This is a genomic window from Deinococcus sedimenti (genome assembly GCF_014648135.1).
Taxonomy (GTDB): Bacteria; Deinococcota; Deinococci; order Deinococcales; family Deinococcaceae; genus Deinococcus; species Deinococcus sedimenti.
Window position 1 is genome coordinate 1 of record NZ_BMQN01000008.1, and the last position, 24358, is coordinate 24358.

The 24358-nt window shown below is 70.0% G+C and carries 23 protein-coding genes and 2 tRNA genes; 6 read left to right on the plus strand and 19 right to left on the minus strand.

Going from position 1 to position 24358, the window contains the following annotated elements:
- Nucleotides 1-181: 181 nt before the first annotated feature.
- The 4 genes from IEY69_RS14280 to IEY69_RS14295 all read right to left on the minus strand — a co-directional run bounded on the left by IEY69_RS14280 (nt 182) and on the right by IEY69_RS14295 (nt 4280).
- Complete coding sequence (locus IEY69_RS14280; protein WP_189073825.1) at nt 182-1963, minus strand: WD40 repeat domain-containing protein; 1782 nt, start codon at nt 1961-1963, stop codon at nt 182-184.
- Between the two features lie 53 nt (nt 1964-2016).
- Nucleotides 2017-2376, minus strand: a complete 360-nt coding sequence (locus IEY69_RS14285) for a hypothetical protein (RefSeq protein WP_189073826.1) — start codon at nt 2374-2376, stop codon at nt 2017-2019.
- Between the two features lie 81 nt (nt 2377-2457).
- The gene (locus IEY69_RS14290; protein ID WP_189073827.1) at nt 2458-2727 is read right to left on the minus strand and encodes a hypothetical protein; all 270 of its coding nucleotides are present in this window, start codon (nt 2725-2727) and stop codon (nt 2458-2460) included.
- A gap of 164 nt (nt 2728-2891) precedes the next feature.
- Nucleotides 2892-4280 carry an RNB domain-containing ribonuclease gene (locus IEY69_RS14295; protein WP_189073828.1) on the minus strand — a complete coding sequence of 463 codons (1389 nt, stop codon included), beginning with the start codon at nt 4278-4280 and terminating at the stop codon, nt 2892-2894.
- Nucleotides 4281-4531: 251 nt separating this feature from the next.
- Between IEY69_RS14295 and IEY69_RS14300 the strand changes: the two genes are divergently transcribed.
- From IEY69_RS14300 to IEY69_RS14310, 3 genes are read left to right on the plus strand one after another with little or no spacing between them, the layout of a single operon-like run.
- Nucleotides 4532-5410, plus strand: a complete 879-nt coding sequence (locus IEY69_RS14300; RefSeq protein WP_189073829.1) for a DUF4097 family beta strand repeat-containing protein — start codon at nt 4532-4534, stop codon at nt 5408-5410.
- Entirely contained in the window at nt 5407-5604 is a 198-nt protein-coding gene (locus IEY69_RS14305; RefSeq protein ID WP_189073830.1) for a hypothetical protein, read from the plus strand. Before IEY69_RS14300 ends, IEY69_RS14305 begins: the two co-directional genes overlap by 4 nt.
- Nucleotides 5601-6281 (plus strand): SHOCT-like domain-containing protein, encoded by a 681-nt coding sequence (locus tag IEY69_RS14310; RefSeq protein ID WP_189073831.1) that lies wholly within the window; start codon nt 5601-5603, stop codon nt 6279-6281. The genes IEY69_RS14305 and IEY69_RS14310 overlap by 4 nt, the downstream gene beginning before the upstream one ends.
- A 440-nt stretch (nt 6282-6721) precedes the next feature.
- On the opposite strand, the gene ftsH is transcribed toward IEY69_RS14310, so the two are convergent.
- Both ftsH and IEY69_RS14320 read right to left on the minus strand, forming a co-directional pair.
- Nucleotides 6722-8587 (minus strand): ATP-dependent zinc metalloprotease FtsH, encoded by a 1866-nt coding sequence (ftsH, locus tag IEY69_RS14315; RefSeq protein ID WP_189073832.1) that lies wholly within the window; start codon nt 8585-8587, stop codon nt 6722-6724.
- 120 nt (nt 8588-8707) lie between these two features.
- On the minus strand, nt 8708-9202 hold the full coding sequence (locus tag IEY69_RS14320; protein WP_189073833.1) for an ATP-dependent metallopeptidase FtsH/Yme1/Tma family protein: 495 nt from the start codon (nt 9200-9202) through the stop codon (nt 8708-8710).
- Nucleotides 9203-9296: 94 nt separating this feature from the next.
- Here IEY69_RS14320 and IEY69_RS14325 point away from each other — a divergent pair, with 94 nt between their 5' ends.
- Nucleotides 9297-10721, plus strand: coding sequence for a tetratricopeptide repeat protein (locus tag IEY69_RS14325; RefSeq protein ID WP_189073834.1), 1425 nt, complete (start codon nt 9297-9299; stop codon nt 10719-10721).
- A gap of 146 nt (nt 10722-10867) precedes the next feature.
- Entirely contained in the window at nt 10868-12046 is a 1179-nt protein-coding gene (locus tag IEY69_RS14330; RefSeq protein WP_189073835.1) for a YbfB/YjiJ family MFS transporter, read from the plus strand.
- A gap of 163 nt (nt 12047-12209) precedes the next feature.
- Here IEY69_RS14330 and IEY69_RS14335 read toward each other — a convergent pair whose 3' ends face one another.
- The 3 genes from IEY69_RS14335 to IEY69_RS14345 are packed head-to-tail and all read right to left on the minus strand — an operon-like array spanning nt 12210 to nt 14503.
- Nucleotides 12210-12650 (minus strand): hypothetical protein, encoded by a 441-nt coding sequence (locus tag IEY69_RS14335; protein ID WP_189073836.1) that lies wholly within the window; start codon nt 12648-12650, stop codon nt 12210-12212.
- Nucleotides 12651-12710: 60 nt separating this feature from the next.
- Nucleotides 12711-13607 carry a GNAT family N-acetyltransferase gene (locus IEY69_RS14340; protein ID WP_229783981.1) on the minus strand — a complete coding sequence of 299 codons (897 nt, stop codon included), beginning with the start codon at nt 13605-13607 and terminating at the stop codon, nt 12711-12713.
- Between the two features lie 5 nt (nt 13608-13612).
- Nucleotides 13613-14503 carry a GNAT family N-acetyltransferase gene (locus IEY69_RS14345; protein WP_189073838.1) on the minus strand — a complete coding sequence of 297 codons (891 nt, stop codon included), beginning with the start codon at nt 14501-14503 and terminating at the stop codon, nt 13613-13615.
- 349 nt (nt 14504-14852) lie between these two features.
- Between IEY69_RS14345 and tkt the strand changes: the two genes are divergently transcribed.
- A complete protein-coding gene (gene tkt, locus IEY69_RS14350; RefSeq protein WP_189073839.1) occupies nt 14853-16820 on the plus strand; it encodes a transketolase in 1968 nt (655 codons plus the stop codon).
- A 206-nt stretch (nt 16821-17026) separates the two neighbouring features.
- On the opposite strand, the gene queC is transcribed toward tkt, so the two are convergent.
- From queC to IEY69_RS14400, 10 genes are all read right to left on the minus strand, one after another.
- Nucleotides 17027-17719 (minus strand): 7-cyano-7-deazaguanine synthase QueC, encoded by a 693-nt coding sequence (gene queC, locus IEY69_RS14355; protein WP_189073840.1) that lies wholly within the window; start codon nt 17717-17719, stop codon nt 17027-17029.
- A 236-nt stretch (nt 17720-17955) separates the two neighbouring features.
- A complete protein-coding gene (locus tag IEY69_RS14360; protein WP_189073841.1) occupies nt 17956-18648 on the minus strand; it encodes a 7-carboxy-7-deazaguanine synthase QueE in 693 nt (230 codons plus the stop codon).
- Nucleotides 18649-18652: 4 nt separating this feature from the next.
- On the minus strand, nt 18653-19063 hold the full coding sequence (locus IEY69_RS14365; RefSeq protein WP_189073842.1) for a 6-pyruvoyl trahydropterin synthase family protein: 411 nt from the start codon (nt 19061-19063) through the stop codon (nt 18653-18655).
- Between the two features lie 4 nt (nt 19064-19067).
- Nucleotides 19068-19541, minus strand: coding sequence for a preQ(1) synthase (queF, locus tag IEY69_RS14370; RefSeq protein WP_189073843.1), 474 nt, complete (start codon nt 19539-19541; stop codon nt 19068-19070).
- A 184-nt stretch (nt 19542-19725) separates the two neighbouring features.
- Nucleotides 19726-20157 (minus strand): DUF6508 domain-containing protein, encoded by a 432-nt coding sequence (locus IEY69_RS14375; RefSeq protein ID WP_189073844.1) that lies wholly within the window; start codon nt 20155-20157, stop codon nt 19726-19728.
- 69 nt (nt 20158-20226) lie between these two features.
- Nucleotides 20227-20302: transfer RNA gene (locus IEY69_RS14380), tRNA-Phe, on the minus strand.
- Nucleotides 20303-20307: 5 nt separating this feature from the next.
- A tRNA-Asp gene (locus IEY69_RS14385) sits at nt 20308-20383 on the minus strand.
- Nucleotides 20384-20478: 95 nt separating this feature from the next.
- On the minus strand, nt 20479-21240 hold the full coding sequence (locus tag IEY69_RS14390; protein ID WP_189073845.1) for a metallophosphoesterase: 762 nt from the start codon (nt 21238-21240) through the stop codon (nt 20479-20481).
- Between the two features lie 4 nt (nt 21241-21244).
- Nucleotides 21245-21844, minus strand: a complete 600-nt coding sequence (locus tag IEY69_RS14395; RefSeq protein ID WP_189073846.1) for a single-stranded DNA-binding protein — start codon at nt 21842-21844, stop codon at nt 21245-21247.
- 12 nt (nt 21845-21856) lie between these two features.
- Nucleotides 21857-24283 (minus strand): penicillin acylase family protein, encoded by a 2427-nt coding sequence (locus tag IEY69_RS14400; protein WP_189073847.1) that lies wholly within the window; start codon nt 24281-24283, stop codon nt 21857-21859.
- Nucleotides 24284-24358 lie beyond the last annotated feature (75 nt).

Sequence of the window (24358 nt, forward strand, 5' to 3'; positions counted from 1 at the left end):
AACTCCTGGTATGGATGTTCATTCACCGCTACAACGCGTCATTACGATGAACCCACGACCCGGGCCATGGCGTGCAGAGGCGGCCCGTCAGTCCGGGGCCGCCTCTGCTGATGCGGGCAGGAGTTTCCAGTTGCCTGGAGGGGCCAGCAGCACGCCCCCACTGTTTTGAATGCTGTGAGGGTCAGCGCCGCACGTCGTACACGCTGACGCTGCCCGGCTGGCCCAGCTGCCCGGCGCCGACCAGCAACTGCGCGCCGCTGTCCGACCAAGTCAGCAGGCCGGTGCGCAGACTGAACTGCCCCGTGCGGGCCAGCAGCGCGCCGCTGGCCGTGTCGAACACGTGCAGGGCGTTCTGGGCGTCGTTGCTGAGCGCCGCCAGCAGCTTGCCGTCCGGGCTGAAGCGCAGGGTGCGGACATCCGAGGTGAAGGTCAGGGTCTTGAACGGCGTGGTCGCGCCGGGCTTGACCAGGGCCACGAACGCCGCGTCGTCCACGGAGTACGAGACAGCCAGCGTACCGCCCCGACTCTGCTGGAACTCTGTGCTGGACGCGTCGGCGGGCAGTTTCACTGCGACCTGCGTCTTGCCGCTGGCGACGTCCAGGCGCAGGGGGTTGCCCTCGTGCGGGATGATCAGGATGGCCTTGCCGTCCGGGGTGGGCAGCGCGTCGTGAATGTCCTCGACCTTCAGCTGGGCCGCCGTGAACTGCTTGACGACCCTGGCGGTCTGTCCGTCCAGCAGCGCCAGTCCCTCATACCCGCTGACCGCGGCGTACCGGCCGTCGGGGGAGGTGTGGAGGGTCTCGTACTCGACCTTGGTGCCCAGCGTGGCGACCTTCACGATCTTGCCCGCGCGGTACACGTTCACGCTGCCGCCCGCGTTCAGGGTCCACACCTGCTGACCCTGGGTTTCGGTGGCGTACAGCCGGTCGCGGTTGCCGACGTTCAGGGCCTTGCCGGTCTTCAGGTTGATGAACTCGCCCAGGCCCGCGTGCGGCACCCCGCCGATGAACGCCCCGCTCCAGGCGTTGCCGCTGGGTAGCTTCACCAGCGGGCGCGCCGGGGCGTCCAGCGCGTCCACGCTCAGGCGGCCCACGCTGCTGCCCAGGCTGAGCACCTGCCCGTCCGGCCCGCCGATCAGCGTGTCGAAACTGTCCAGTTCCACGGGGTCGCCGACCGCCTCGCCGGTCTGCGCGTCGAACAGCTGCCCCTCGCCGTACTCGGCGTACAGGAACTGCGCGGCGTTCAGGAACACCACGCTGCCGTCCAGGCTCAGGTCCTCCCCGCCCTCGACCTCGGTGGCCTGCCCGGCGCGCAGGATCAGCGTCCCGGTGCCGGTGCGGATCACGGCGACCTGCCCGTCGGGGCTGAAGGTGGCTTCCAGGCCGTCCCAGTCCTCGCCGACCTCGCCGCTGGCGACGACCTTCGAGTCGGCGAGGGTCACGAGGTCCACGCGGTCCTCGTAGATCACGGCGGCCAGGGTGCCGTCCGCGCTGACGCGCACGTCGTACGCCTCGCCGTCTCCCAGCAGGTCGGTTGTCTGGCCGCTGCCCAGGTCCACCCGGGTCAGGGTGCCGTCGTTCAGCATCAGCAGCGCGCCGTCCGCCGCGAAGGCCAGCGTGGCGTCGTAGGCGGGTGTGCCGCTGCGGACCTCCTGGCCGGTGCGGGCGTCCCACACGACCCAGCGGTCGCGGCTCAGGGCGGCCACGCGCGTGCCGTCCGGACTGGCGCTCAGGGCGCCGACGACGCCCTGCAGACCGTACCAGCCGCGCACGGTCTTGAGGTTCTGGTCGAGGATCAGCACGGCGTTGTCGGCGTCCACGGCGACCTGACCGCCGGGCAGGAACGCCGCGAGGTGCGAGTCCGCGCCGGGCACGGTGTACACCGCCGGTTTGGAGAGCGTCAGGGCGGACGCGGCGCCACTCAGGGCCAGGGTGACGCTCAGGATCAGGGTGCGGGTTCTCACAGGTCCACTGTAAGGAAATCCGGTGCGGCCCGCACCCGCAATTCGGCGGAGGGTCAGTCGCCGTCGCTGAAGGTCACGCTCAGGGGCAGGCGCTGCCCGGCCATGTTCGCGGTCGCGCCGCTGATGTGCAGGGCTGCCGTGCTGGCCGCAGTCTCGGGCAGTTTCAGGCGCAGCAGGCGCACGCGCTGGCCCTCGCGCACCAGGATGGTCGCGACGAGCTCCCCCGCCTGGATGCAGCGGGCGTTCATCGGGCAGCGGCTGTCCTGTGTGCGCAGCAGCGTGACGGTGCTGTGTCCCAGTTGACCGCTCTGGCCGGGCTTCAGGTCGAGAGTGGCGGCGTGGGCGGCACCGGGAAGCAGGGCGCCGGACAGCAGGGCAAGGGGCAGCAGGGCGCGGCGCAGGAGAGGCGTCATGGCCCGAGTGTGCCGCGGAAAGCTGAGGATGGGCTGACGCCGCCCGGAGCCGGGTGGGGCGGGCGGCGGTGTGGGCGGCGGTCAGCCGATCAGGGGAGTGTCGCCGCTGCCGGCCAGGGCGCGGAAGCTGGCGGCCTTGCTGCTCAGGCCCATCTGGTCGTAGCAGCCGGCGAGTTTCAGGGCGAAGAATTCCACAGCGAGGCAGTCCTCGCGCCGTTCGGCGGCTTCCAGGCAGGTGCGGTAGTGCAGCACGGCGAGGTGGTACTGCGCTTCACGCGCGGCGTGTTCGGCCCGGCAGTGGCTCATGCGGAGGGACACGATGTCGCAGGGGAGGGTGCTCGCGGCGGACATGACTGGCAGTGTAGTCACGCCGGGCGACGGATGAATGAAAGATGAATCAGGTTTCGGGAAGAAGATTGTGCGTCTATCACGCTATTTTTAGCTATTGCCTAATTTGCTGGGTGTGATTTTATGCATGCGTTGGAGACACTCAGATGCGCTGAGCCCGCAGGCGATCAGGTGGTGACCACTCGTGCCCGCAGGGTCAGGTTCGGCAGGTTCACGTCTCCCAGCTGCACGCGCAGCGTCGTACCGGGCGCGGCGGGCGTGCTCAGCGGCAGGTCGAACGCCAGATCCGGGATCAGCAGCGTCGCCTGCGGCCCCCGGCGGTCCACCACCACCGCCTCCCACTCCCGCCCGGGCTGCGCGGCGATGAACCGCAGGGTGTGGTGCCTGCGGCTCAGGCGCTCGGCCTGCCGGGTGGCGTCCGCGTTCATCTGCGCCTGCGCCACGCGCGCCGCGACCTCCTTCCCGCTCAGGCCGTCCTGCCCGGCCAGATGCGCGCGCAGCTGCTGGTGCACGACCAGATCCAGGTAGCGGCGCATGGGGCTGGTCGCCTGCGTGTACAGGTCCAGGCCCATCCCGGCGTGCGGTCCCGGCGCGGGCTGGAAGCGGGTGCGGGCCAGCGTGCGCCGCCGCGCCCACTGCGCGGGCAGGGTGTCGCCGCGCACCTCGCGGTGGGGTGGGTCCTGCGTGGCGAACGGCAGGGCAATCGAGTGGTCGTCCGCGTAGATCGCGGCGCCCCACCCGGCCAGCGTCATGCACTCCTGCACCACCAGCCGCATCTCCGGCTTGGGGAGCGGCGTGACGGTCGCGCCCGCCTCGTTGGCCTTCACGCGGACCTCGGGCAGGTCGATGCTCAGGGCGCCCTCCTGCACGCGCAGCTCGCGGCTCGCGGCGGCCAGTCGGGCCAGCGTCACGAACGGCTCCTGACCTGCGTCCAGCCGCTCCTGCGCCTGCGTGTACGTCAGGCGCTGCACGCGCACGGTGGTCAGCTGCACGTCCACGGCGTCGGCGTTGCCGTCCTCGTCGAGGTCCAGGCTGATGCTCAGCGCGGGGCTGGTGTCGTGCAGACCCAGGCCCGCCTGCTCGACCAGCGCGTCGGGCAGCATGCCGATCGTGCGGTCCGGAAGGTACAGGGTCGCGCCGCGCGCGCGGGCCTCCAGATCCAGCGGGCTGTCGGCGGGGGCCAGCGCGGCCACGTCCGCGACGTGCACCCACAGGCGCGTCAGGCCGCCGGGCAGCGCCTCGATGCCCACGGCGTCGTCCGGGTCGCGGTTGCCCTCATCGTCGATGGCGAAGGTGTCCAGGTGCGTCAGGTCCAGCCGCTCCTGGGGCACGAAGGGCGGCACGTCCAGCGTCACTGGGTTCAGGGCGGCGCCCAGCCGGTCGGCGTAGGGGGTGCGGGCGTCGGTCCACAGTCCGGCGCGCAGCAGCAGGGCGTGCGCGGCCTCGGGCGTTTCGGGTTGTTTCAGGTCGCGCATGGTGCGGCTCTTGTCCTGTTTGCCGCGGGCGAGCAGTTCCAGCTCGGTGCGCTGCGCGGGCGTGAGGTCGGGCAGGGTCATGCCCCAGAGCATAGGGCGCGGCGGCCCTGGTCGGTGGGTGTAAAGCCCGGTTTACTAATCGCTGAGTGCCGGGCTTGTTTTCGGAGGGTGTGGGCTTGCCTGGTGCCAGTCCATAAAGATCGGAAAACCTCCTTTGGGTGGGCAGATATCGAACGTAAGTGATCACGGCGGAGGGGATCCTTTTAAAGATCTGTAAACCTTAAATTGACAATCGCGCAGGTTGATGTTTCTATATGACCCAGGAGGGCAGCATGAATGATCCGCATCCCGCAAGCGAATTCCACGCCCACGTTCAGCGTCTGGTGGCCGAAGGCAAACTCACCCCCGAAGAAGCGCAGGGCCTGCTGGAGGACACCCAGGACCTCCCACACACCCAGCCCCAGCCGACCACCACCCTCGTCCACAGCGCCGCGCCCGGCGACGCCGCCCGCGACCTGCACCTGCTCATCAAGGGCTACAGCCTGACCGTCCTGGTCGACCCCGCCCTGAGCACCCCGCACCTGTCCGCCAGCGAGGACGGTTACCTGAGCCTCGACCACACCCCTCAGGGCTGGCGGGTCGCCCGCATCCCCGGCCGCACCCAGCCGCACAACCACAGCCTCAAGGCGATCCTGACCCTGCCCTTCACCCCCGGGCACGTGCAGACCGAAGTGAACGGCGGGAACCTGACCCTGCCGGACCTCGCCGGAGGCCTGCACGCCCAGGTGAACGGCGGCAACGTCCGCATGGGCCGCGCCGAGAGCCTGCACGCCGACGTGAACGGCGGCAACCTGAACGCCGCCGAGATGAGCGGCCCCACCACCGTCACCGTCAACGGCGGCAACCTCAGCCTCAGCGGCGCCCGCACCCTGACCGCCAGCGTCAACGGCGGCAACCTGAAATGGAGCGGCCTGCTCACCGGCGGCCACCACCGCGTCGAGGTGAACGCCGGGAACGTCCGCCTGCACCTCCAGCCCGGCAGCAGCGTCCACGTCGACGCGCACCTCACCATGGGTTCCTTCAGGGCCGACTTCCCCACCGGCAAGAGCGGCGGCTTCCTGAACACCCGCCACACCGGCCAGATCGGCAGCGGCGACGCCCAACTGCACTGCCAGGTCACCGCGGGCAGCCTGAAGGTCGTGACCGCATGACCGCCCTGCACGTCCCCACCGCCCTTCAGCTGCCCAGCCTGCGCGCCCTGCGGGTCCGCACCCACACGTACCTGACCAGCCTGCTCCGCCCCGACCCCACCCGCGCCCACCGGCAGGCCACCCTGGACCGCACCCTCGAAGCCGAAGCCCACCACGCCCGCGTGCAGCGCGCCCTGCTCGGAGGCCCACGATGAAAGAAAAGATCCGCCGCATCCTGGACCTCGTCCGCGCCGGCAAACTGACCCTGGAGGACGCCGGACCGCTGCTGGCCGCTCTGAGCCCCAAACTGGCCCTGACCGACAGCGACCGCGAACTGATCTCTGCGCTGCTGGGCCGCGAGGAACTCGACAGCGCCCAGGTCGCCGAGCACCTGATGCTCCTGCGTGGCCTGCGCGAGTCCGGCCCCACCCCGCCCGGCGCACCCCAGCCCCCCCGCCGCCCCCAGGTCATCATCGGCGGACAGCGCGTCCGCGGACTGGACGGCCTCGTGGACCGCATCACCGGAGGAATTGACAGCATGGTCGAGAACATCACCGGTCAGGTCGAACGTGAACTGCACGGCCACCACCTCGACATGCACCACCCCGACATGCACCACCCCAGCATGCCCCATCCCCCCATGCCCCCCGGCCCCCGCATCCTGCGCATCAGGGTGGAAAGTCAGCACGGCGACGAGTACAACGCGAACATCCCCGTCAGCCTCGCCCCGCACCTCGACCGCCTGATTCCGCCCCACGGGCAGGCCGCGCTGGAAAGCGCCGGGTTCACCCTCGACGCCCTGCGCCTGCTGATCGAGGCCAGCCCCTACCCCGGCCCGCTGATCGACGCGCAGGACCAGCACGGCAACGAAGTGCACATCAGTCTCCAGTGACCCCAGCTGAAGCCACGCCGCCCCCGCCGACCGGGGGCGGCACCCTTTTGGCGCAGTGGGGACGAATGGCAGGTCAGGGGAGAGGGGAACCCGGCGACGTGGCAGCGAGATCAGCAGCCGCCTCCAGCGTCGCCGAGGGGCGTGGGGCTGGCCTCTCGCTGGCGTGGAGCACCGCTGACCTGTTCAGGTGCTCGCGACGCTCGATTCAGAGGAGGGTCACCCTCAGGACCGCTGGCTGCTGCCATGAGAGGCGCAAGCCAGACGATCACCTGCCCCCCAACCCTCGCCGAACGGGCGCCCCGCGTGGGCAGGGGAGGAGGACGGCCGCAGAGTCGGCTCGACCCTCAGGCTGTTGGGTGCCCACGGCCTCAAGGACAGGCGCTGTCCACTGCATGCAAAACCGCCCCCGTGAGGTCGGGAGCGGTCTGAAGAAGGAGGACTCAGGCGGTGGTCTGCGGCATGGGCTGGGTCTGGCCGCCCACGCGGCTCACGGCCTCGCGCACCACGTCGCCGGTGATGAGTTCCTGCGTCAGGAGGGCGTCGGCGACCTCGTGCATGGCCTGCTGGTACTCGGTGACGAGTTCACGGGCGCGTTCGAACGCGCGGGTCAGGATGCGCTTGACGTCCTCGTCGACCAGCTGGCTGGTGTGCTCGCTGAACGCCTTGGGTTTGGCCATGTCCTCGCCCAGGAACACGGGGCCGCTGTCGGTGGTGAGGGCCATGTTCTTGAAGTTGTCGCCCATGCCCCACTCGAGGACCATCTTGCGGGCGATGTTCGTGGCCTTGCGGAAGTCGTCCGCTGCGCCGCTGGTCACGCTGCCCATGAAGACTTCCTCGGCGGCGCGGCCCCCCAGCGCGACGATCAGCTGGTTCTCGAGGCGTTCCTTGCTCATCAGGACCTGCTCTTCGGGCAGGTAGAACGCGGCACCCAGCGCGCGGCCGCGCGGGATGATGCTGACCTTCTGGAGCTTGTCGCTGCCGGGGATGACGGCGGCGGTGACGGCGTGCCCGGCCTCGTGATAGGCGATGGCCTTCTTCTCCTGATCGCTGATCGTCAGGCTGCCGTTCTCGAGGCCCAGGGTGATCTTGTCGAGCGCGCGGTAGAAGTCGCTCATGTCGATCTGGGTCTTGCCGACGCGGGCGGCTTCCAGCGCGGCCTCGTTCGTGACGTTCTTCAGGTCGGCGCCGCTGAAGTACGGGGTGCTCTTGGCGACCTCGTTGACGTCCACGCCGCCCGCCAGGGGTTTGTTGCGCAGGTGGACCTTCAGGATCGCCTCGCGCTCCTTGAGGTTCGGCAGGTCGATGGTCACCTGACGGTCGAAGCGGCCGGGGCGCAGCAGGGCCGGGTCGAGGACGTCGGGGCGGTTGGTGGCGCCCAGCACGATGACACTGCTGCTCTTGTCGAAGCCGTCCATTTCCGACAGGATCTGGTTGAGGGTCTGCTCGCGCTCGTCGTGCCCGCCACCGATGCCTGCGCCACGCTTACGGCCGATGGAGTCGATCTCGTCGATGAACATGATCGCGGGTGCGCTCTTGCGGGCGTCCTCGAACAGCGTGCGGACGCGGCTGGCGCCGACCCCCACGAACATCTCCATGAATTCCGAGGCACTCACGCTGAAGAAGGGCACATCCGCTTCACCGGCGATCGCGCGGGCCAGCAGGGTCTTACCCGTTCCGGGAGGGCCGACGAGCAGCACGCCCTTGGGGATTTCCGCGCCGATCTGGTGGTACTTGCCGGGGTTCTTCAGGAAGTCCACGACCTCCACGAGTTCCCGCTTGGCCTCCTCGTGCCCGGCCACGTCGGTGAACTTGGTGGGCACGCGGTTTTCCTTGCCGTACTTCTTGGCCTTGCTCTGCCCGAACTGCATGACGCCGCTCTGGCCGCCCTGAGCGCGCATGAAGAAGAAGTACATCATGCCGAACAGCAGGATGATCGGGAGGAAGTTCAGCAGGATCCCCAGCCACTGGCTGGGCTGCTCGAAGCGCAGGTCCACGCTCTGCCGTTCCATCTGACTGATCAGGTTGGTGTCGGGCGTGGCCAGTCCGCTGGGCAGGCGCACACTGAAGTCCTTGATGTCACGCTTCTGCGGGCCGCTGGCGGTGTTCACCTCGACGGAGGTGGGTTGCTTGAGGGTCACGTTCGCGTTGTTCTCGCGGACGATGACGCGCTCGACCTGCCCGCCTTCCAGCAGGGACTTGAATTGGGTGTAGTTCACGCTGGAGCGCCCGCTCAGGGGAGCCTGCGAGAACATCAGGAACAGGGCCAGGACGAACAGGACGATCAGCCAGGGATTGAGCCGTTTCAAGAACAGGTCCTCCGGAGGGAGAGAAGAGGGTGAATGGGGCGAGGTGGGGGGCGAGCCCCCGCTGAAGTTGAGTGTACCAGACTCAAGGTGTGTGAAATTGTCCCGCCGCACACCTGCGCTTTAGGGATTGGCAACCTTCACGCGCCGCGCAGCCCACCACCCCAGCCCCACCAGCAGCGCCGCCACAGCCGCCGTCCAGCCCACCAGCAGCAGCACCGGCAGGAAGTTCAGCAGGATCCCCAGCCACTGGGTGGGCTGCTCGAAGCGCAGGTCCACATTCCGCTCCTGCATGAGGGGAATCAGGCTGGCATCGGGCGCGGCCAGCTCACGCGTCACGCGCACCCGCACCTCCCGCGTCGACGGGCCGCCCGGCGTCAGGACCTGCACGGGCATGCCCTGTTTCAGCGTCACGGTCGCCGTCTCGCCCCGCACCACCACCCGCGCCACCACCCGCGCCACCTGCCCGGCTTCCAGCAGCGACCGGAACTCCGCGTACGGCACGACCTGCGCCCGCGCGCCCGACCACCACGACACGCCCCACACGCCCAGCGCCGCCAGCAGCACCAGCGCCAGCACGCCGCCCGCCACGGTCCCCCACGCTCCACGTCGTCTCATCCCCCCATGACATCCCAGGCCCGCGCGGCAGGCAAGCGACCAAAGGTGCAGGCAGTCCGCCCCTGTGGACGCGCGTGCCGTATCCTGACGGGGAATGATTGACGTGGCCACCACCTGGCAGCAAGTGTGCGAGGCGCTCGCCGGAGGCGACTACGAGCAGGCGTTCGGCGTCCTGGACGCCGCCACCCGCGAAGCCCACAAACCCGAACGCGCCCGCCTGACCCTCCTGCTCGGCAGCCTGCACGCCCTGTACGGCGACGCCGCCACCACCGACCTGGGCGCCGCGCTGCGCGAGGCCCGCACCATCGACCCCGCCCTGCGCGAGGACCCGCTGTACCAGGCGCTCATGGCGGAACTCGACGCCCGCACCCGCGGCCCCGACGCTGCGCCGCCCAGCGCAGCGGTCCGCGAGGCGGCCGACCCGCTGGCGCGCTTCCACGCGCTGTGCGCCCTGGTCCTGATGGACGAGGGGCAGGCGGCACTGGACATCCACCTCCCGGCGTCCGACCTGCCCGTGCACCTGCGCTGGCGCCTGCGGTCCTGGGAGGCCGAGGCGAACGAGGGCCTGGGCCAGACTGCCGACGCCGCGAACCTGTACGGCGAGGCCGCGCACCTCGCGCAGGGCCTGAACCGCGCCGTGATGCTGCAGGAACAGGCGGCGCTGCAACTGCAACTGGGGCAGCCCGAGGCGGCGAAGAACACCCTGGATCAGGCGCGCCTGCTGTACCCCACCCGCCCCGGCACGCACGACGCCGAGGATGCCGGACTGAACCTCGCCACGTGGCACTACCTGCGCGCGCAGGCCCTGCTGAACCTGGGCCAGCCGGACGCCGCGCACGACATGATCCGCGAGGCCGCCCGCCTGGAAGCGCAGCACGGCGACCCCAGCTACGGCGTCGCGCTGGTGCGCGGTCAGGTGCTGACCCACCTGGGCCGCCAGGAGGACGCCCTGAACGCCTTCGAGCAGGCCCTGAAGCTCGCCACGGACGCCGACCGGCCCTACGCGAACCACGAACTGGGCGTCGCCCTGCTGGACCTCGACCGGCCCGTGGACGCCCGCGAGAAACTCGAGGCCGTGCTGGCCGACCCCGAGTACCCCTACCAGCCGGAGGTCCTGGCCGACATCGCCGAGTGCGACTACCGCCTGGGCCGCCTGCAGGAGGCGCAGCTGGAGGCCGAGCAGGCCCTCGCGCAGGGCGCCGTGATTCCCGCCAGTCTCGTGCTGGGCAGCGTCGCGCTGGACTACTTCCAGCTGGACGAGGCGCTCGAACACTACGACCGCGTGATCCGCGAGGCCGCGCCCGAGAGCCGCGACTGGGTCACCGCGCACCAGATGGCGGCCGACGTCATGGCCCAGCAGGGCTTCCCGAACCCCGCCGCCGCGTACGCGCACGCGCAGCAGGCGCTGGCGCACACGCCCGACAGCGACGACTGGCATGTCACCCTGCAGGAACATATGCGCAAGGCCGAGGCGCTCCTGTCCCAGCAGGGCGGCACCGGCGGCCGGATGCTGAACTAAATACTGCGGTGGCCTCGCCCGAGGCCACCCGAGCGGACTTATCAAGCTGTAAAACAGAGCGAGATGCAGCAGAGGCGCGCGGCGGGAGATGGACTGGGGGTCCAGTGCGGTGCCGGACGCCCAGGGAACCGGACGCCGCGCGCCCCGTGACCCGCGCCGAGCCCGGCCTGCGGGGGGCGCTGCTGGATCTGTTGCGCCTGTCGCTGGGGGGCGCGGTCGCGCTGGGGTTCGCGCGGTTCGCGTACGCGCTGCTGCTGCCGACCATGCGCGAGGATCTGGGCTGGAGTTTCACGCTGTCCGGCGCGATGAACGCCGCGAACGCCCTGGGGTACCTGCTGGGCGCGCTGATCGCCGCGCCCCTGATCCGCCGCGCTGGCCTGTCGCGCGTGTTCACGGGGGCGATGCTCCTGACGGCGCTGACGCTGCTGGCCTGCGCCGCGACCGGCCTGAGCGTGCCGCTGCTGACCCTGCGCTTCCTGTCCGGGGTGGGGGGCGCGCTGGTGTTCGTCAGTGGCGGCGGGCTGGCGGCGCTCGCCACGCGCGCACACCCGGAACGCAGCCCGCTGCTGCTGGGCGTGTTCTACGGCGGGGCCGGGATCGGGATGCTGCTGTCGGCGGCGCTGCTGCCCCCACTGCTGATGCACGGATGGCGCGGCGCGTGGCTGGCGCTGGGTCTGGCGGCGCTGGCGTGCATCCCCCTGAGCGCCCCCGCGCTGCGCCGCCTGCCCACCCACGCCGCCAGTGCCCCCGCCCGCACCCCTGCCGTGTCGCTGCGCCCACTGGCGTGGACGCTCGCCGCGTACACCTGTTTCGGCATCGGGTACATCGCGTACATGACGTTCATCGTGGCGTTCCTGAAGGGTACGGGCGCGCAGGCGTGGATCACGCCGTTCTGGGCGCTGCTGGGCCTCAGCGTCGTCCTGCACCCCTTCGTGTGGGCGCCCGTCACCGCCCGCCTGCGCGGCGCGCGCGCCATGACCGCGCAGATGCTCACGCTGGCCGCCGGGGCCGCCCTGCCCCTGCTGGGCACCACTCCCCCCGCGCTGCTGCTGTCCGGCGCGCTGTTCGGCGGGAGTTTCCTGGCGGTCGTGGCGTTCACCACCCTGATCACCCGCCGCACCCTGCCCGAGCACGCCTGGGCGCGCGGCATCGCGGCCTTCACGGTCCTGTTCGCCGCCGGGCAGGTCGCCGGGCCCCTCCTGACCGGCCTGCTCGCCGACCGCGCAGGCGGCCTGCGCCTGGGCCTGGGCGTCAGCGCGGCCGTGCTGCTGCTCGGCGCGGCCCTCGCATGGGGGCAGGGGAGGGGGCCTGAGAAAAATCCGTGAACTGCAGGTTTCACAGCGGTGTTCAGAGGTGTCAAGGGAAACCCTCAGCACCTGAACCGAGCGGAGCGAGAAGCTGTCAATGAAGCGGTCGGAGGTGGAGTTGAAGGGCGTGCTTGTCGGCCCTGGGGTGGAACTGGAAACCGCTGTCAGAACCTCGGTGTGGTCAGCGGACCTGCAATCCGCCGGTTGACGTGTACGTGACGGTGGCTCTGTTGCCTCCAAGTTGCCGGGGCTGGGCGGGCGTCTCGACGCGTTCGCCCGTCCTCTCGCAGGTGAAGGCGTTGACGATGTCTCCGTCGTTGGAGGGCAACTGCGAGATCACGAGCTGAAACAGTGGCGCCGTCGTGGAGATGACGACCGGCCCGAACGCCCGATCGGCCTCCCGGATGACTCCGTCCTCCAGCAGACGGTAGCGCAGGCTGGCACTGACGTCCTCCTTCGTGCTGGCGTCCAGGATTCGCATCGTCCAGGACACCGTGCGGCACTGATCCAGCGCTTCCTGCGAGACGGTCGTGGCGGTGCCCAGACCGCCGAAGGGAGCCGGAGCGAATCTGTGGCAGGCCGTGAGCGTGGCGAGGGCGATCAGGGGCAGGACGTGTTTCATCCGGGCACTATGCCCGAACCGTTCCTGCTCCGGGTGCTGATCTGCGTGGTGCCTTCCGAATCAGAGGTCCTTCTCCCAGGTGATCCACATGCGTTCCACGCGGTAGCCCAGGCGGGTGTTCACGCGCAGCATGGGGAGGTTCAGGACGGTGCCGCCCGTCCCGGCGTGCGTGTGCCCCGCCCCCTGCGCCCAGGTGAGCGCGTGGGCTTTCAGGGCGGTCATGACGCCCCGGCGGCGGTGATCGGGGTGGGTGACGGTGCCCTCGCTGTCCACCTCGTGTCCGCGTGGGGTGAGGCGGGTCAGGGCGACGATCTGCCCGCGCCAGCGCGTGACGAACGCGGCCTCCTCCCGCCGGATGACGTCGCGCAGGCCGTCCCGCGAGAGGGGGTCCGGGGTGGTCGTGGGGTTGCGCGGCTGGTCCCGCACGCCGGTCTGGTGCAGGGCGAAGAGGGTGTCCCAGTCGGCATCCGGGGCGTCCGGCCCGAGGCGTTCGGGTTCGTACCCGGCCAGGAACAGCCGCTCCTGCACCGGCTCGAAGGGGGCGGGGTCGAAGGTCGTCAGGTCGAGGTGCGCGCCCCAGGACTGCCACGCGTTCCGGAAGCCCGCTGCGTGGAAGAAGGTCATCACCTCGGTGAAGTCCTCGCGGGTGACGCCCAGCACGCGCCGGAATCCGGCGGGCCCCTCGGCCAGCTGCGCCAGCAGCAGCGGCGTGAAGGATGCCCCGTCCCCGGCGATGTCCAGTCGCAGCGCGTCCGGCACGCCTTCGCCGAACGGTGCGAGGCGCGCGGTGGCGACCACCACGCCGCCCTGCTCGGCAACGAGACGGGTGGGGCGGGTGCCGGGCTGCGCCTCACGGAAGTGTTCTGGTGCGTAGGTCCAGTGGCCGCGTACCCCCTCGGTCACGAGGCGGGCGACGGCTGAGGCATCGGCAGCGCGGAACGGGCGCAGGGTGGGCATGGTTATCAGCATGAACCCTCCCAGGCGATCCAGTCGGGTTCGATGTTCGCGCCGACCTGCCGCAGGGCGCGCAGGTACGCCCTGTCCGCGGCGCTGCCAGCGGTGTTCAGGAACGTGATCCCCTGGTTCTGGAGGGCGCGGGCCGTCAGGGCCAGCAGGGCGCGGCCCACGCCCTGGCGGCGGTGCTCGGGGGTGACTGTCAGGACAGCGTTCCAGGCGTCCAGTCGAGAGCGTTCCGGCAGGGAGAGGCCGACGAGGGTCTCGCCGTGCCATGCGAGGTACGCGGCGTCCCAGAGGCTGTCCTCGCCCGTCAGGGTGGGTGACGCTTCGGGGATGGTCGGCGCCGCCGTGACCTTGTGGTCGCGGGTGCGGGCGTACAGGTCGTGCAGTCTGGGGTCGTCGGCGTGTGGCTGGGCGGGCGTGAAGTGGTAGCCCCGCGCCTCCAGTTCCTGGCGGAGGTCGAGGGTAGGATCCGTCCATCCGCGCAGGTGCAATCCGCCGCCGAAGGTGCGGTGAACCTCGTGCAGGCCCAGGGTGGGTAGATCGGGGGCGGTACTCAGGTAGTCCTCGCGGACACTCAGCCACAGGTGGGTGAGTCCCTGGGCGCGGGCGGCGTCGCGGGCGGCGTGCATCAGCGTGGGGGCGGTGTCGTCGGCGCGGTGGTCGGGGTGCAGGTGGAGGCCGATCCACAGGTGGGTGGGGTGGAATTCCGGCGCCCACAGCGTGAGAAGGCCGCGCGGCTGGCCGGGCTCACCGACAACAAGTATGCGGGTGGGGTGGCGTTCCCAGGTGGTGCGCAGCCGGGCAGCCGTGGTGTGGAAATGGGGTTCCTGGGTGCTGTTGAGGAGCAGGGCGGCCGCGTAGGCGTCGGCCGGTTCAGGGGAGCGGGTGATCATGTGTTCACTGTGCGCTGGCGTGTGGGCGCGGCGCGAATCGGGCGGGTACGTCATCTGGCCTACCTGGAATGAAGGGAGATTCAAGGGTGGGTGCATGTCGACTCAGCAGGTATTCACGGAAGGACTTGCATATATTCTGCCTGGGGCGTATTCTGTTGTCACCGGAATGGAGGTGCCGATGGTGCGCCTGCTCCCCAGGACGGATGGCCCAGACCCCGACTGTTCCCCGCTCCCGCGTCGCCGGGAGCGCTTCTCTGTGGGGCTGTTCCCGCGCCGGTTCGGGGGCGCGTCTAGAAAGAGCCAAAAAGTGTACACGGTACACATACTCTTCTCGGGGTAGGATGACGGCATGTCCAGCGACATCCCACAGCTGAGCGTCAACACCATCCGCACCCTGAGCATCGACGGCGTGCAGGCCGCCAACAGCGGCCACCCCGGCGCGCCCCTGGGCGCCGCGCCCATGGCGTACGTCGTCTGGCAGGACTACCTGCGCTTCAACCCCGTTCACCCCGAATGGCCCGGTCGTGACCGCTTCGTGCTGTCCGCCGGGCACGCCAGCATGCTGATCTACAGCCTGCTGCACCTCACCGGGTACGACCTCTCGCTGGACGAACTGAAGAACTTCCGCCAGTGGGGCAGCAAGACCCCCGGCCACCCCGAGTTCTTCCACACCCCCGGCCTCGACGCCACCACCGGCCCCCTCGGCCAGGGCGCCGCGATGACCGTCGGCATGGCCATGGCCGAGGCGCACCTCGCCGCGCGCTACAACCGCCCCGAGTTCCCCATCTTCGACAACCACACCTACGCCATCCTCGGCGACGGTGACCTGCAGGAAGGCGTGAACCACGAGGCCGCCGCGCTGGCCGGGCACCTGCGCCTGAACAAACTCATCTGGCTGCACGACGACAACCAGGTGCAGCTCGACACCGCCACCTTCAAGGCCGAGAGCGACGACGTCGCCGCCCGCTACGTCGCGTACGGCTGGAACGTCCTGAAGGTCGCCGACGGCAACGATCTCGACCAGATCCGCGCCGCCGTGAAGGAAGCGCAGACCAGCGACCGCCCCACCCTGATCCAGGTCCGCACCGTGATCGGCTTCGCCAGCCCCAAGGCCGGGACCAGCAAGGCCCACGGCGAACCCCTGGGCGCCGAGGGCGTCGCCGCCACCAAGACCGCCCTCGGCTGGGACTACCCCGCCTTCACCGTGCCCGAGGAAGTCAAGGCGCACATGGACGCCCGTGAACGCGGCGCGAAACTGGAAGCCGAGTGGAACGCCCTGATGGACGGCTACCGCGCCGCGCACCCCGAACTGGCCGCCGAGGTGGACGCGATGCTGAAGCGTGAACTGCCCGCGAACCTCGCCGACGCGCTGCCCAGTTACGAGGTCGGCGGCAAGGGCGTCGCCACCCGCAACGCCAGCGGTGAAGTCATCAACGCCCTGGCGAAGGTCCTCCCCGGCCTGATGGGCGGCTCAGCCGACCTGAGCGGCAGCACGAAGACCACCATCAAGGACGGCGGCGAGATGCAGAGCGGCAGCATGGCCGGACGCAACGTCCTGTTCGGCGTGCGCGAATTCGGTATGGCCGCCGCCGCGAACGGCCTGAGCCTCTACGGCGGCCTGCACCCCATGGTCGGCACGTTCCTGGTGTTCGCGGACTACCTCAAGCCCGCCTTCCGCCTCAGCGCCATCCAGATGCAGCCCGTCACGTACGTCCTCACGCACGACAGCATCGGCCTGGGCGAGGACGGCCCCACCCACCAGCCCATCGAGCAGATCGCCATGCTCCGCGCCGTGCCCGGCGCCCACGTGATCCGCCCCGCCGACGCCAACGAGACGTCCGCCGCGTGGCAGATGGCCCTCGAGTACGACAAGGGCCCCACCGCCCTGGCCCTGACCCGCCAGGACCTCCCGATCCTGCCCCGCAACCACGCGGGCGTGAAGAAGGGCGCCTACGTCGTCCGCGACGCCGACGGCGCGCAGGTCATCCTGATCGCCTCCGGCAGCGAGGTCAGCCTCGCCCTGGACTCCGCCGAGGCCCTGGCCGCCGAGGGCATCCAGGCGCGCGTGGTCAGCATGCCCTGCATGGAAGTCTTCCGCACCCAGGACCGCAGCTACCGCGACAGCGTCCTCACCCCCGGCGTGAAACGCGTCGCCATCGAGGCCGCCGCCAAGAGCCCCTGGTACGAATGGGTCGGCACGGACGGCGCCGTCATCGGCATGGACACCTTCGGCGCCAGCGCGCCCGCCAGCGTCCTGTTCGAGAAGTTCGGCTTCAGCGTCCAGAACGTCAGCAAGGTCGTCAAGAGCATCCTCTGACAGCGGCTTTCAGGGAGACTGAGGGGTTTTCTCAGTCTTCCTGAAACGAGCGGAGCGAGAATCCGCCGGCATCGGCGGTTGGAGGTGGAGTTGAAGGGGGTGCTGTTGGCCCTTCAATGGAGCCGGAAACCGCTGTAAGGAACGCCATCAATAGGAGGCGGGACGCGTGGGGAAGAACCCCGGCGTCCCGCCTCTTCCTGCTGTGATTACAGCTGCGCCTGGGCGTAGGTGGTGGCGAGGTCGGGTCGGCCCGCCTCGATCAGCGCCTTATCCCGGATGCGGCACGAGTCGCACACCCCGCACGGTTCCTCGCCCCCCTGGTAGCAACTCCAGGTCACGTCGATCGGCACGCCCACTGCCAGCGCCTCGCGCACGATGTCCGCCTTCGTCAACTCCGCCAGCGGCGCCGTCAGCACCGCCCCGCGCCCCTCCAGGCCCGCCTTCGTCGCCAGGTCCGCCAGCGTCTGGTACGCCGCGAGGTACTCCGGGCGGCAGTCCGGGTACCCGCTGTAATCCACCGCGTTGATCCCCAGGAACACCCGCTCCGCATCAATTGCTTCAGCGAGACTCAGCCCCACCGCGATGAACACCGTGTTCCGCCCCGGCACGTACGTCGGCGGAATCACGCCATCTTCCGTCCCGTCCGTCGGCACCACCATCGACTCGTCCGTCAGGGCACTCCCCCCGAACGACCCGATGTTGATATCGATCACCCGGTGAGCTGCCCCGAAGTGCGCCGCGACCGTCGCCGCCCGCTCCAGTTCCACCGTGTGCCGCTGCCCATACCGGAACGACAGCGCCGTGCACGCGTACCCGTCGCGGGTCGCCATCCCCAGCACCGTGCTCGAATCCAGCCCGCCCGACAGCAGCACCACCGCGCGCTTCTTCCCTTCCGTCATGTCCAACCTCCGGTGGGGTTCACCCCCACCCAGCCTCCCCCCTCAAGGGGGAGGAGAAACAGCGTGGTTCAGGCCGCAGTGCCTACAACCCACATCCCGTCTCATACGGATTCCGTCTGTTTCGTTGACAACCCGGAACAGCACCGGGTTGCCAACTCCACGCCCGGAACCCGTTTTTCTCCTGCTCGCTCCGCTCGGGTTGAAAGTTTTTGCAAACCTTTCAACCGGAGTCCGTATCAGTACCCGAGTGCCGCGTTCCCGCCCAAGGGGATGAGGCGTTTGTCGCTGTGCGCGTCGAGGTCGTCGGCGCGGTACAGCTTGTGCATCTGGTACCCGGCCCGCAGGCACGGGTTCTCCTTGACCGCCTGTGTGATCGCGTTCAGCACCCCTAGGTCCCGCTCGCGGGCCTTGCTCCATTCGGGGTGCAGCCAGATCACCGCCCCGTCCGGCAGGCCGCTCAGGGTGTCCAGTCCGGCCTGAAGGTCGCCCGGTTCGTGGACGATGATCTTCACCTCGTCCGCTAGCGCCACGACATCGGGCAGCGGGAGCTGCCCGAAGGGTTTGGGCGACAGCGTCACCCAGTCCAGCGCCCCGCGCAGGGGCGCGATGCCACTCGTCTCGATGTGGACGCGGCGGCCCAGGGCGTGCAGGGCGTCCGTCAGGGGCGCGAGGTCGAACAGGATCGGCTCGCCTCCCGTGATGACCACCACTGCGCCGTCGGGGCTCTCGGCGCGCACCACCTCGGCCAACTCGGCGGCATCCATGAGGGTCACGCCGTCGGGGCGGTAGTCGCGGTGCCACGTTCCGGCGCTGTCGCACCAGGGGCAGGCCTGGGGGCAGCCGTACAGGCGGATGAAGTACGCCGCGCGGCCCAGGTGCACCCCCTCGCCCTGCCAGGTGTAGAACCGCTCGTACACGGGGTATTTCATGCCCTCACTCCCAGTACTCGCAGGAGCTGTCGGGTGTCTCCCAGAGCGTCACGTGGAGGCGCAGGTCCGCGCCGTCGTCCCCCGCGGGCAGGTCGGCGCGCACGCGCTTCATGGTGTGGCGGTGAATGTACGCGGCGACAACCTCGGCGGTCGTGTCGTCGCCGAGTTCCGGGATGTCGTTCAGGTATGCGTGGTCCAGACCGCCGGCATCGATGTCCTTCTTCGCCCACTTGAGGGTCTTGAAGTCCGCGACCATGATGGCCCGCTTCACGTGCGCGCTCGGGCGCAACCGGTCACTGGTGAGTTCCATCCGGACGCGGTACGTGTGCCCGTGCAGTCTCCCGCACGGCCCGTCGTAGCCGGTGATCACGTGCGCCGAATCGAACGTGAACTCCGAACTCAGTTTCCACGGCATCCGCTTACGCCCCCTGGGGCTGGTGGTTGGGCGCGACGTACTTCACGGTGCAGATCGTGTTCAGCCCGCCGCGCATGCCGTAATCACAGCGGATCTCCATGCTCAGCGGATTCAGGAGGTTCACCAGATCCGCCAGGACCCGCCGGGTCGCGTGCTCGTGGTAGATGCCCACGAAGCGGTAGCTGGTCAGGTAGTACTTCAGGCTCTTGAGTTCCACGCACGCCTCGCGCGGCAGGTACCGGATCTCCAGGCGGCCGAAGTCCGGCAGGCCACTCCAGGGGCACACCGGGCTGAACTCGTCCGTCACGATCTCGATCTGCATCGGCTCGCCCGGGTAGCGCACCGGGTCGTCCTCGCGCACGTGCGGGAAAGTACCCAGCACCGCCACGTCGATGGCGTCTAAGCCCTGCACGTCGTAGCGGCGGTCAAAACCAGGGTTCTGGGGCGCGCAGTCGGCCTCGGCAGTCACGTTCGTCATATGTCTTTCCTCCCGGCAGGCGCGCACCCTGAACGGCGCGGGCCTGGGGTGACAGCACAGGTCACCCGGTTGTGGGAGTCCGCACCCGCAGGCGCGACCTCAACCGCGCATTATCCACAACTCCATGCATGACCGCCAGGGGGCGCGGAACAAACGCGCGCAGGCCCCCGGCAGGGGAGAGGGCTCAGCCCGCCGCCTCCGCCAGTGCCGCGGCGCGGCGCAGGATGCCCAGCAGCAGCCCGGACTCCCAGAAGCCCAGGCGCGAGCCGTCGTTGAACCGCTCCTGCCGCGCGAACACCGTCAACAGCCGCGCCAGTTGCGCGGGGGTCGCGCGGGCCAGCACCGCCGGGTCGTCCCGCAGCGCTCGCGCCTCTGGCGTCTGCGCCCACTGCGGCCACTGAAACCGCTCGTCCCCATACACCCACCCGAACGCGTTCAGGGTGTCCAGCAGCCGCGCCACCTGCGGATCGTACGCGTACCCGCGCATCTGCACCCCGCCGTTCGGCAGGACCACGGCAGGCGGCTGACCGTCCGTGAAGCGGAACGCCGGGTCCGCCATGACGGGCAGGAACGCCGCGACGGCGCGCAGGGCTTCAGGCGTGAATTGTGGCGTCATGCCATCCAGCATCGCCCGCGCGCATGAGGGCACGAAAAACCCCCACCGCTGAGGTGGGGGCTTCATTGGTGGTGGCCAGGGCCGGACTTGAACCGGCGACCCAACGATTTTCAGTCGTTTGCTCTACCAGCTGAGCTACCTAGCCTTCCTTGGCGGTCCGGACGGGATTTGAACCCGCGACCTTCTGCGTGACAGGCAGATATGCTAACCGCTACACTACCGGACCGTGCCTTGAAGGGGCTGCAAAAGCAGCGGGGTTAAGGATAGCGGCGCGTTTCACGGTTGTCAACGTGGGGGGGCTGGCGGCCGCGGCGGGGTGGTTCAGAAGGGGACGGCGCGGACGTTCTTCACGGGGTGTTCCTGGCCGGGGTCGAGCAGCAGTTCCAGGTACTCGCGGGAGTGCAGCGCGTCGATCATGGCGAGGCTGTTCTCCTCGTCGAGGAGAATGCCGCCGTCGATCTGGGTGTGGCCGTACACGCCGTAGTCGAGTCCGGCCCGGCGGACGTACTCGGGGGATTCGCGGAACCAGCGTTTGGGGGCGTGGTCGGCGTAGAACAGGTCGTCGTAGTGCGCGTGGGCGGGCAGCGGGGAGACGTGCGCGAACTGGACGGTGCCGACGCGGATCTCGCGGGGGAAGCTGCGCATCCACGCGGCGAGGTGCTCGGGGAGGATCAGGCCGCCGTGGTCCGGGTCGAATTCCACGTGGACCATGCCGCCGCTGGTGCCCAGCACGTAACTGGTGTTCAGGACGGCGTCGTCGTGGTTCCCGAGGATGATGTGCACGGCGTGGGGCGCGGCGTCCTGGTACGCCTTGAGTCGTTCCAGGTGGCGGATCTGTTCGCGCGCGGCGAGGAACAGGTGGTCCGGGTTCTTGTGGTCGAAGCGGGGCAGGCCGATCAGGCGGGCGTAGTCGCGGTCGTTCTTCGGGTGCACGAGGTCGCCGATCAGGATGACCTGGAACATGCCGGCCTGGACGGGTGGGGTGGGCAGGCCGTCCAGGGTGGCGCAGCTGGCGGCGCGCAGCGCGGTCCACAGGAGGTCGAAGTCGGCGTGGACGTCTCCGAAAGCGATGAATTTACGCATGGGGTCAGCCTTTCAGGAGCGCGTGGAGATCCTTGTAGATGGCGCGGCTTTCTTCCAGCGTCTCGCCGTAGCCGCGCATGAGGATGCGGGCGGCCTCCCCGCCGCGCCCGGCGACTTTCAGCTGCTCTAGCAGATCCTCGATGTGCCGCCGGGCTTTTTCCATCTGCGGGTCGCGGGGCGGCTGGGGGGGTAGCGGGCGGTCGATGGTGGGGGGTGGGGTGGGCGTGTCGGTTTCCAGTTCGCTGGTGTTCGCGCCGTCGTCCGGGTCGTACTCCACCCAGACGGGGTCGCTGGTGGGCGTGACGCCGTACGCGCGGGCGAGGTCGGCCAGTGCGGCCAGCTTGGCGTCGGGCAGGGTGTGCGCGGTGGCCAGTCCCTCGCGGGTGGCGCCCAGGACGCTCAGGCGGGCGCGGACGATGGGCGGCGCGGGGTGGTCGCACGCCCAGGTGAGGCTCCAGCCGGGGTCGATCGCGTCGAGCTGCGGGGCGAGCACGTCGAGGTCGGGGGCGAGGGTCACGCGGGCCTGGTCGTCCCGGACGGTCAGGGTGGCCCAGGCGGTCATGCTGGCGCGCAGGGCGTCGCGCACGCGGTGAGGTTCGGCCATACCGCAGTCTACCTACTTGCCCGCCGGGTGAAGGGTGAGGGTCTGCGTGTTTCCCCAGTCGGCGGCCCTGGTGCTCATGGGCAGGTACTGCCCGCCGATCCAGCGGTTCATCTGGTCGGTCGCGTGCGGCGCGAGGGGACTGCCGGCCTGCCCCAGGCTGCCGACGTACAGGCTGCGGTCGGGGTCGCCCAGGTCCACGATCTGGCGGTAGCTGGCGCCGTGCGTCTGCGCGAAGGTGCCGTGCTGCGGGCGGGCGACGTTCACGGTGTTCGTGCCGCCGGGGGTGGGGGCGTGGTGGTTGAACAGCCACGCCAGGGCCTTCACGTTCCCGAACGCGCGGTGGTTGCTGGCCACCTGATGCAGCTGGCCGTACGTCCAGCCGGTCATGTCGTCTCCCAGGCGGGCCTGCAGGTCAGCAAGCGTGGTGTCCAGCGTGCGGGTCAGCAGGGCCGCGCAGTCGCCCTGGCCGCCCCGCGCGCACAGGTCCCCGCCGCCGCGCAGCTGGTTCAGGACGGACAGGCTGTTCAGGACGGTCTCGTCGTTCAGTTCGTCGCGGGCCATCTCCTGCAGGTTCATCAGCCACGCCTCGAAGATCAGGGCACCCACGCTGCCGGTGGTCATGTTGCCGTCCCAGCCCTGCAGGGTGCCCAGCGCCTGCCGGGCGCGGTCACTGCCGGGCTTCGTGGCCAGCAGGATGGGGCGGAAGTCGTCCCAGACGAGACTGTGGGTGTCCAGCTGGGTGCGCTGCACGTCCGCCACGCTCAGTTTCGGCGTGGCGGTCAGCAGGTCCGTGATGCGCTGGGCGCGGTACGGTTCGGCCCAGTTGCGGGCGTTGCCCAGCAGGTACGGGTACCCGTCGGGGACGACCTTGTTGTTCGCGGTGACGACCAGACCGTCGGCGGGGTTGAAGGTGTGGGGCAGCGCCTCGAACGGAACGTACCCGCGCCACTCGCGGCTGCCGTCGCCGGGGACGGGCACGCTGCCGTCCCAGCCCTCGCGGATGGGCACGCGGCCCGGCGCGTAGTACCCGGTGTTGCCGTCCACGTCGGCGTACACGAAGTTCTGACTGGGCCCCACGTACCGGGACAGCGCCCGCGTGAAGTCCGTCCAGTTCTGCGCGTAGTTCAGGCCCAGGAAGGCGTCCATGGTGGTGTCGCCCGGTTGCAGCGCCGTCCACTTCAGCGCCACGCGCGGCCCGGCGTCCGCGAAGTTCAGGCCGCCGCCCCCGTTGTCGCTGATGACCGGCCCGTGCGCGCTCTCGCGGACGGTGATCGTCACGTCCTCTTTGCCCTTGACCTTGATCACCTCCGGGCGGCTGGTGAGCTTCGCGTCCTCGGGTTCCACGTACAGGTCCTGCACGTCGGGGTTCATGTTCGTCACGCCCCACGCGACCCGCTCGTTGCGGCCGATCACGATGGCCGGGAGCCCCGGGATGCTCGCCCCGATGGCCTTCAGGTCCCTACCCTGCACGTCCGCGAGGTACCACAGCATCGGCGCCGTGAGCGCGAGGTGCGGGTCGTCCGCCAGGATGGGCTTGCCGGTCGTGGTGCGTGACCCGGCGATCACCCAGTCGTTGCTGCCCTTTCCGGGAACCTGTTGCATGCCCAGCGCCTCGGCGGCCCGCAGGTGCGCCCGCAGCGCCGCGACCGTCGCCTCCGGCAGACCGGGTCTATCCGGCAGGTTGGGCGCAGCGGAGGTGGTGCCCATCTGCGGCGCGGCGTTCTCCTCGCCCACCTCGTCCGCGCTGAGGATCGTCGGGCCACCCGCCGGGTACGGCGCCGTGACCTCGTCCAGCCCGCCCGCGCCCAGCCGCCGCGCGACGTGCGCGTTCAGCACCTCGTCGTCATAGTTGCCGCCCAGATCGAAGGCCATCAGCTTGCTCCAGGACACCGTGTCCACGTCCTGCCAGGCTTCCGGGGTGTAGCCCAGGATCCGGAACTCCAGGGCGGTCTTCCCGCGTCCCTGCGCGGCGTTCACACCCGCCGTGTACGCCGCGATCAATCGGCGCGACCGCCCGTCCAGGGCAGGGAGGGCACTCTGCGCGGCCCGCTGGAAGCCCCAGGTGCGCAGGAACTTGTCCTGCGGCAGCGCGGCCTCGCCCAGCACCTCCGCCAGTCGGCCCTGCGCCACCCGGCGCTGGAAGTCCATCTGCCACGCGCGGTCCTGCCAGTGCACGAAGCCCAGCGCGAACACGGCGTCCTCGTCCGTCTGCGCGCGGATGTGCGGCACGCCCCACGCGTCGCGCGTGACCTGCACGTTCCCGCCCAGGCCCGGCAGGTCCACGTTCCCCGCGCGCTGCGGCTCGCTGCTCAGGCGCAGCCACGCGTACGCCCCGCCGCCCGCCGCGCCCAGCAGCAGCAGTGTCCCCAGCGCGCCGGTCGCCACGCGGCGACCCCACGACCCCTTCCGCCGCAGCGGACCCACCGTTTTCGTGTTCATGTGACCCGCGCAGCATAGCCCCGCGCCGCCGGGCCGTGCCAAAACATGCGGCGGGGGTATCGGTGCCCCCGCCGC

Coding starts and splice junctions, on each gene's coding strand:
- IEY69_RS14285 (WP_189073826.1), bottom strand. CDS start 2,376: ATGACGCCTCTCCTGCGCCGCGCCCTGCTGCCCCTTGCCCTGCTGTCC.
- IEY69_RS14290 (WP_189073827.1), bottom strand. CDS start 2,727: ATGTCCGCCGCGAGCACCCTCCCCTGCGACATCGTGTCCCTCCGCATG.
- IEY69_RS14295 (WP_189073828.1), bottom strand. CDS start 4,280: ATGACCCTGCCCGACCTCACGCCCGCGCAGCGCACCGAGCTGGAACTG.
- IEY69_RS14300 (WP_189073829.1), top strand. CDS start 4,532: ATGAATGATCCGCATCCCGCAAGCGAATTCCACGCCCACGTTCAGCGT.
- IEY69_RS14305 (WP_189073830.1), top strand. CDS start 5,407: ATGACCGCCCTGCACGTCCCCACCGCCCTTCAGCTGCCCAGCCTGCGC.
- IEY69_RS14310 (WP_189073831.1), top strand. CDS start 5,601: ATGAAAGAAAAGATCCGCCGCATCCTGGACCTCGTCCGCGCCGGCAAA.
- IEY69_RS14320 (WP_189073833.1), bottom strand. CDS start 9,202: ATGAGACGACGTGGAGCGTGGGGGACCGTGGCGGGCGGCGTGCTGGCG.
- IEY69_RS14325 (WP_189073834.1), top strand. CDS start 9,297: ATGATTGACGTGGCCACCACCTGGCAGCAAGTGTGCGAGGCGCTCGCC.
- IEY69_RS14335 (WP_189073836.1), bottom strand. CDS start 12,650: ATGAAACACGTCCTGCCCCTGATCGCCCTCGCCACGCTCACGGCCTGC.
- IEY69_RS14340 (WP_229783981.1), bottom strand. CDS start 13,607: ATGCCCACCCTGCGCCCGTTCCGCGCTGCCGATGCCTCAGCCGTCGCC.
- IEY69_RS14345 (WP_189073838.1), bottom strand. CDS start 14,503: ATGATCACCCGCTCCCCTGAACCGGCCGACGCCTACGCGGCCGCCCTG.
- tkt (WP_189073839.1), top strand. CDS start 14,853: ATGTCCAGCGACATCCCACAGCTGAGCGTCAACACCATCCGCACCCTG.
- queC (WP_189073840.1), bottom strand. CDS start 17,719: ATGACGGAAGGGAAGAAGCGCGCGGTGGTGCTGCTGTCGGGCGGGCTG.
- IEY69_RS14360 (WP_189073841.1), bottom strand. CDS start 18,648: ATGAAATACCCCGTGTACGAGCGGTTCTACACCTGGCAGGGCGAGGGG.
- IEY69_RS14365 (WP_189073842.1), bottom strand. CDS start 19,063: ATGCCGTGGAAACTGAGTTCGGAGTTCACGTTCGATTCGGCGCACGTG.
- queF (WP_189073843.1), bottom strand. CDS start 19,541: ATGACGAACGTGACTGCCGAGGCCGACTGCGCGCCCCAGAACCCTGGT.
- IEY69_RS14375 (WP_189073844.1), bottom strand. CDS start 20,157: ATGACGCCACAATTCACGCCTGAAGCCCTGCGCGCCGTCGCGGCGTTC.
- IEY69_RS14390 (WP_189073845.1), bottom strand. CDS start 21,240: ATGCGTAAATTCATCGCTTTCGGAGACGTCCACGCCGACTTCGACCTC.
- IEY69_RS14395 (WP_189073846.1), bottom strand. CDS start 21,844: ATGGCCGAACCTCACCGCGTGCGCGACGCCCTGCGCGCCAGCATGACC.
- IEY69_RS14400 (WP_189073847.1), bottom strand. CDS start 24,283: ATGAACACGAAAACGGTGGGTCCGCTGCGGCGGAAGGGGTCGTGGGGT.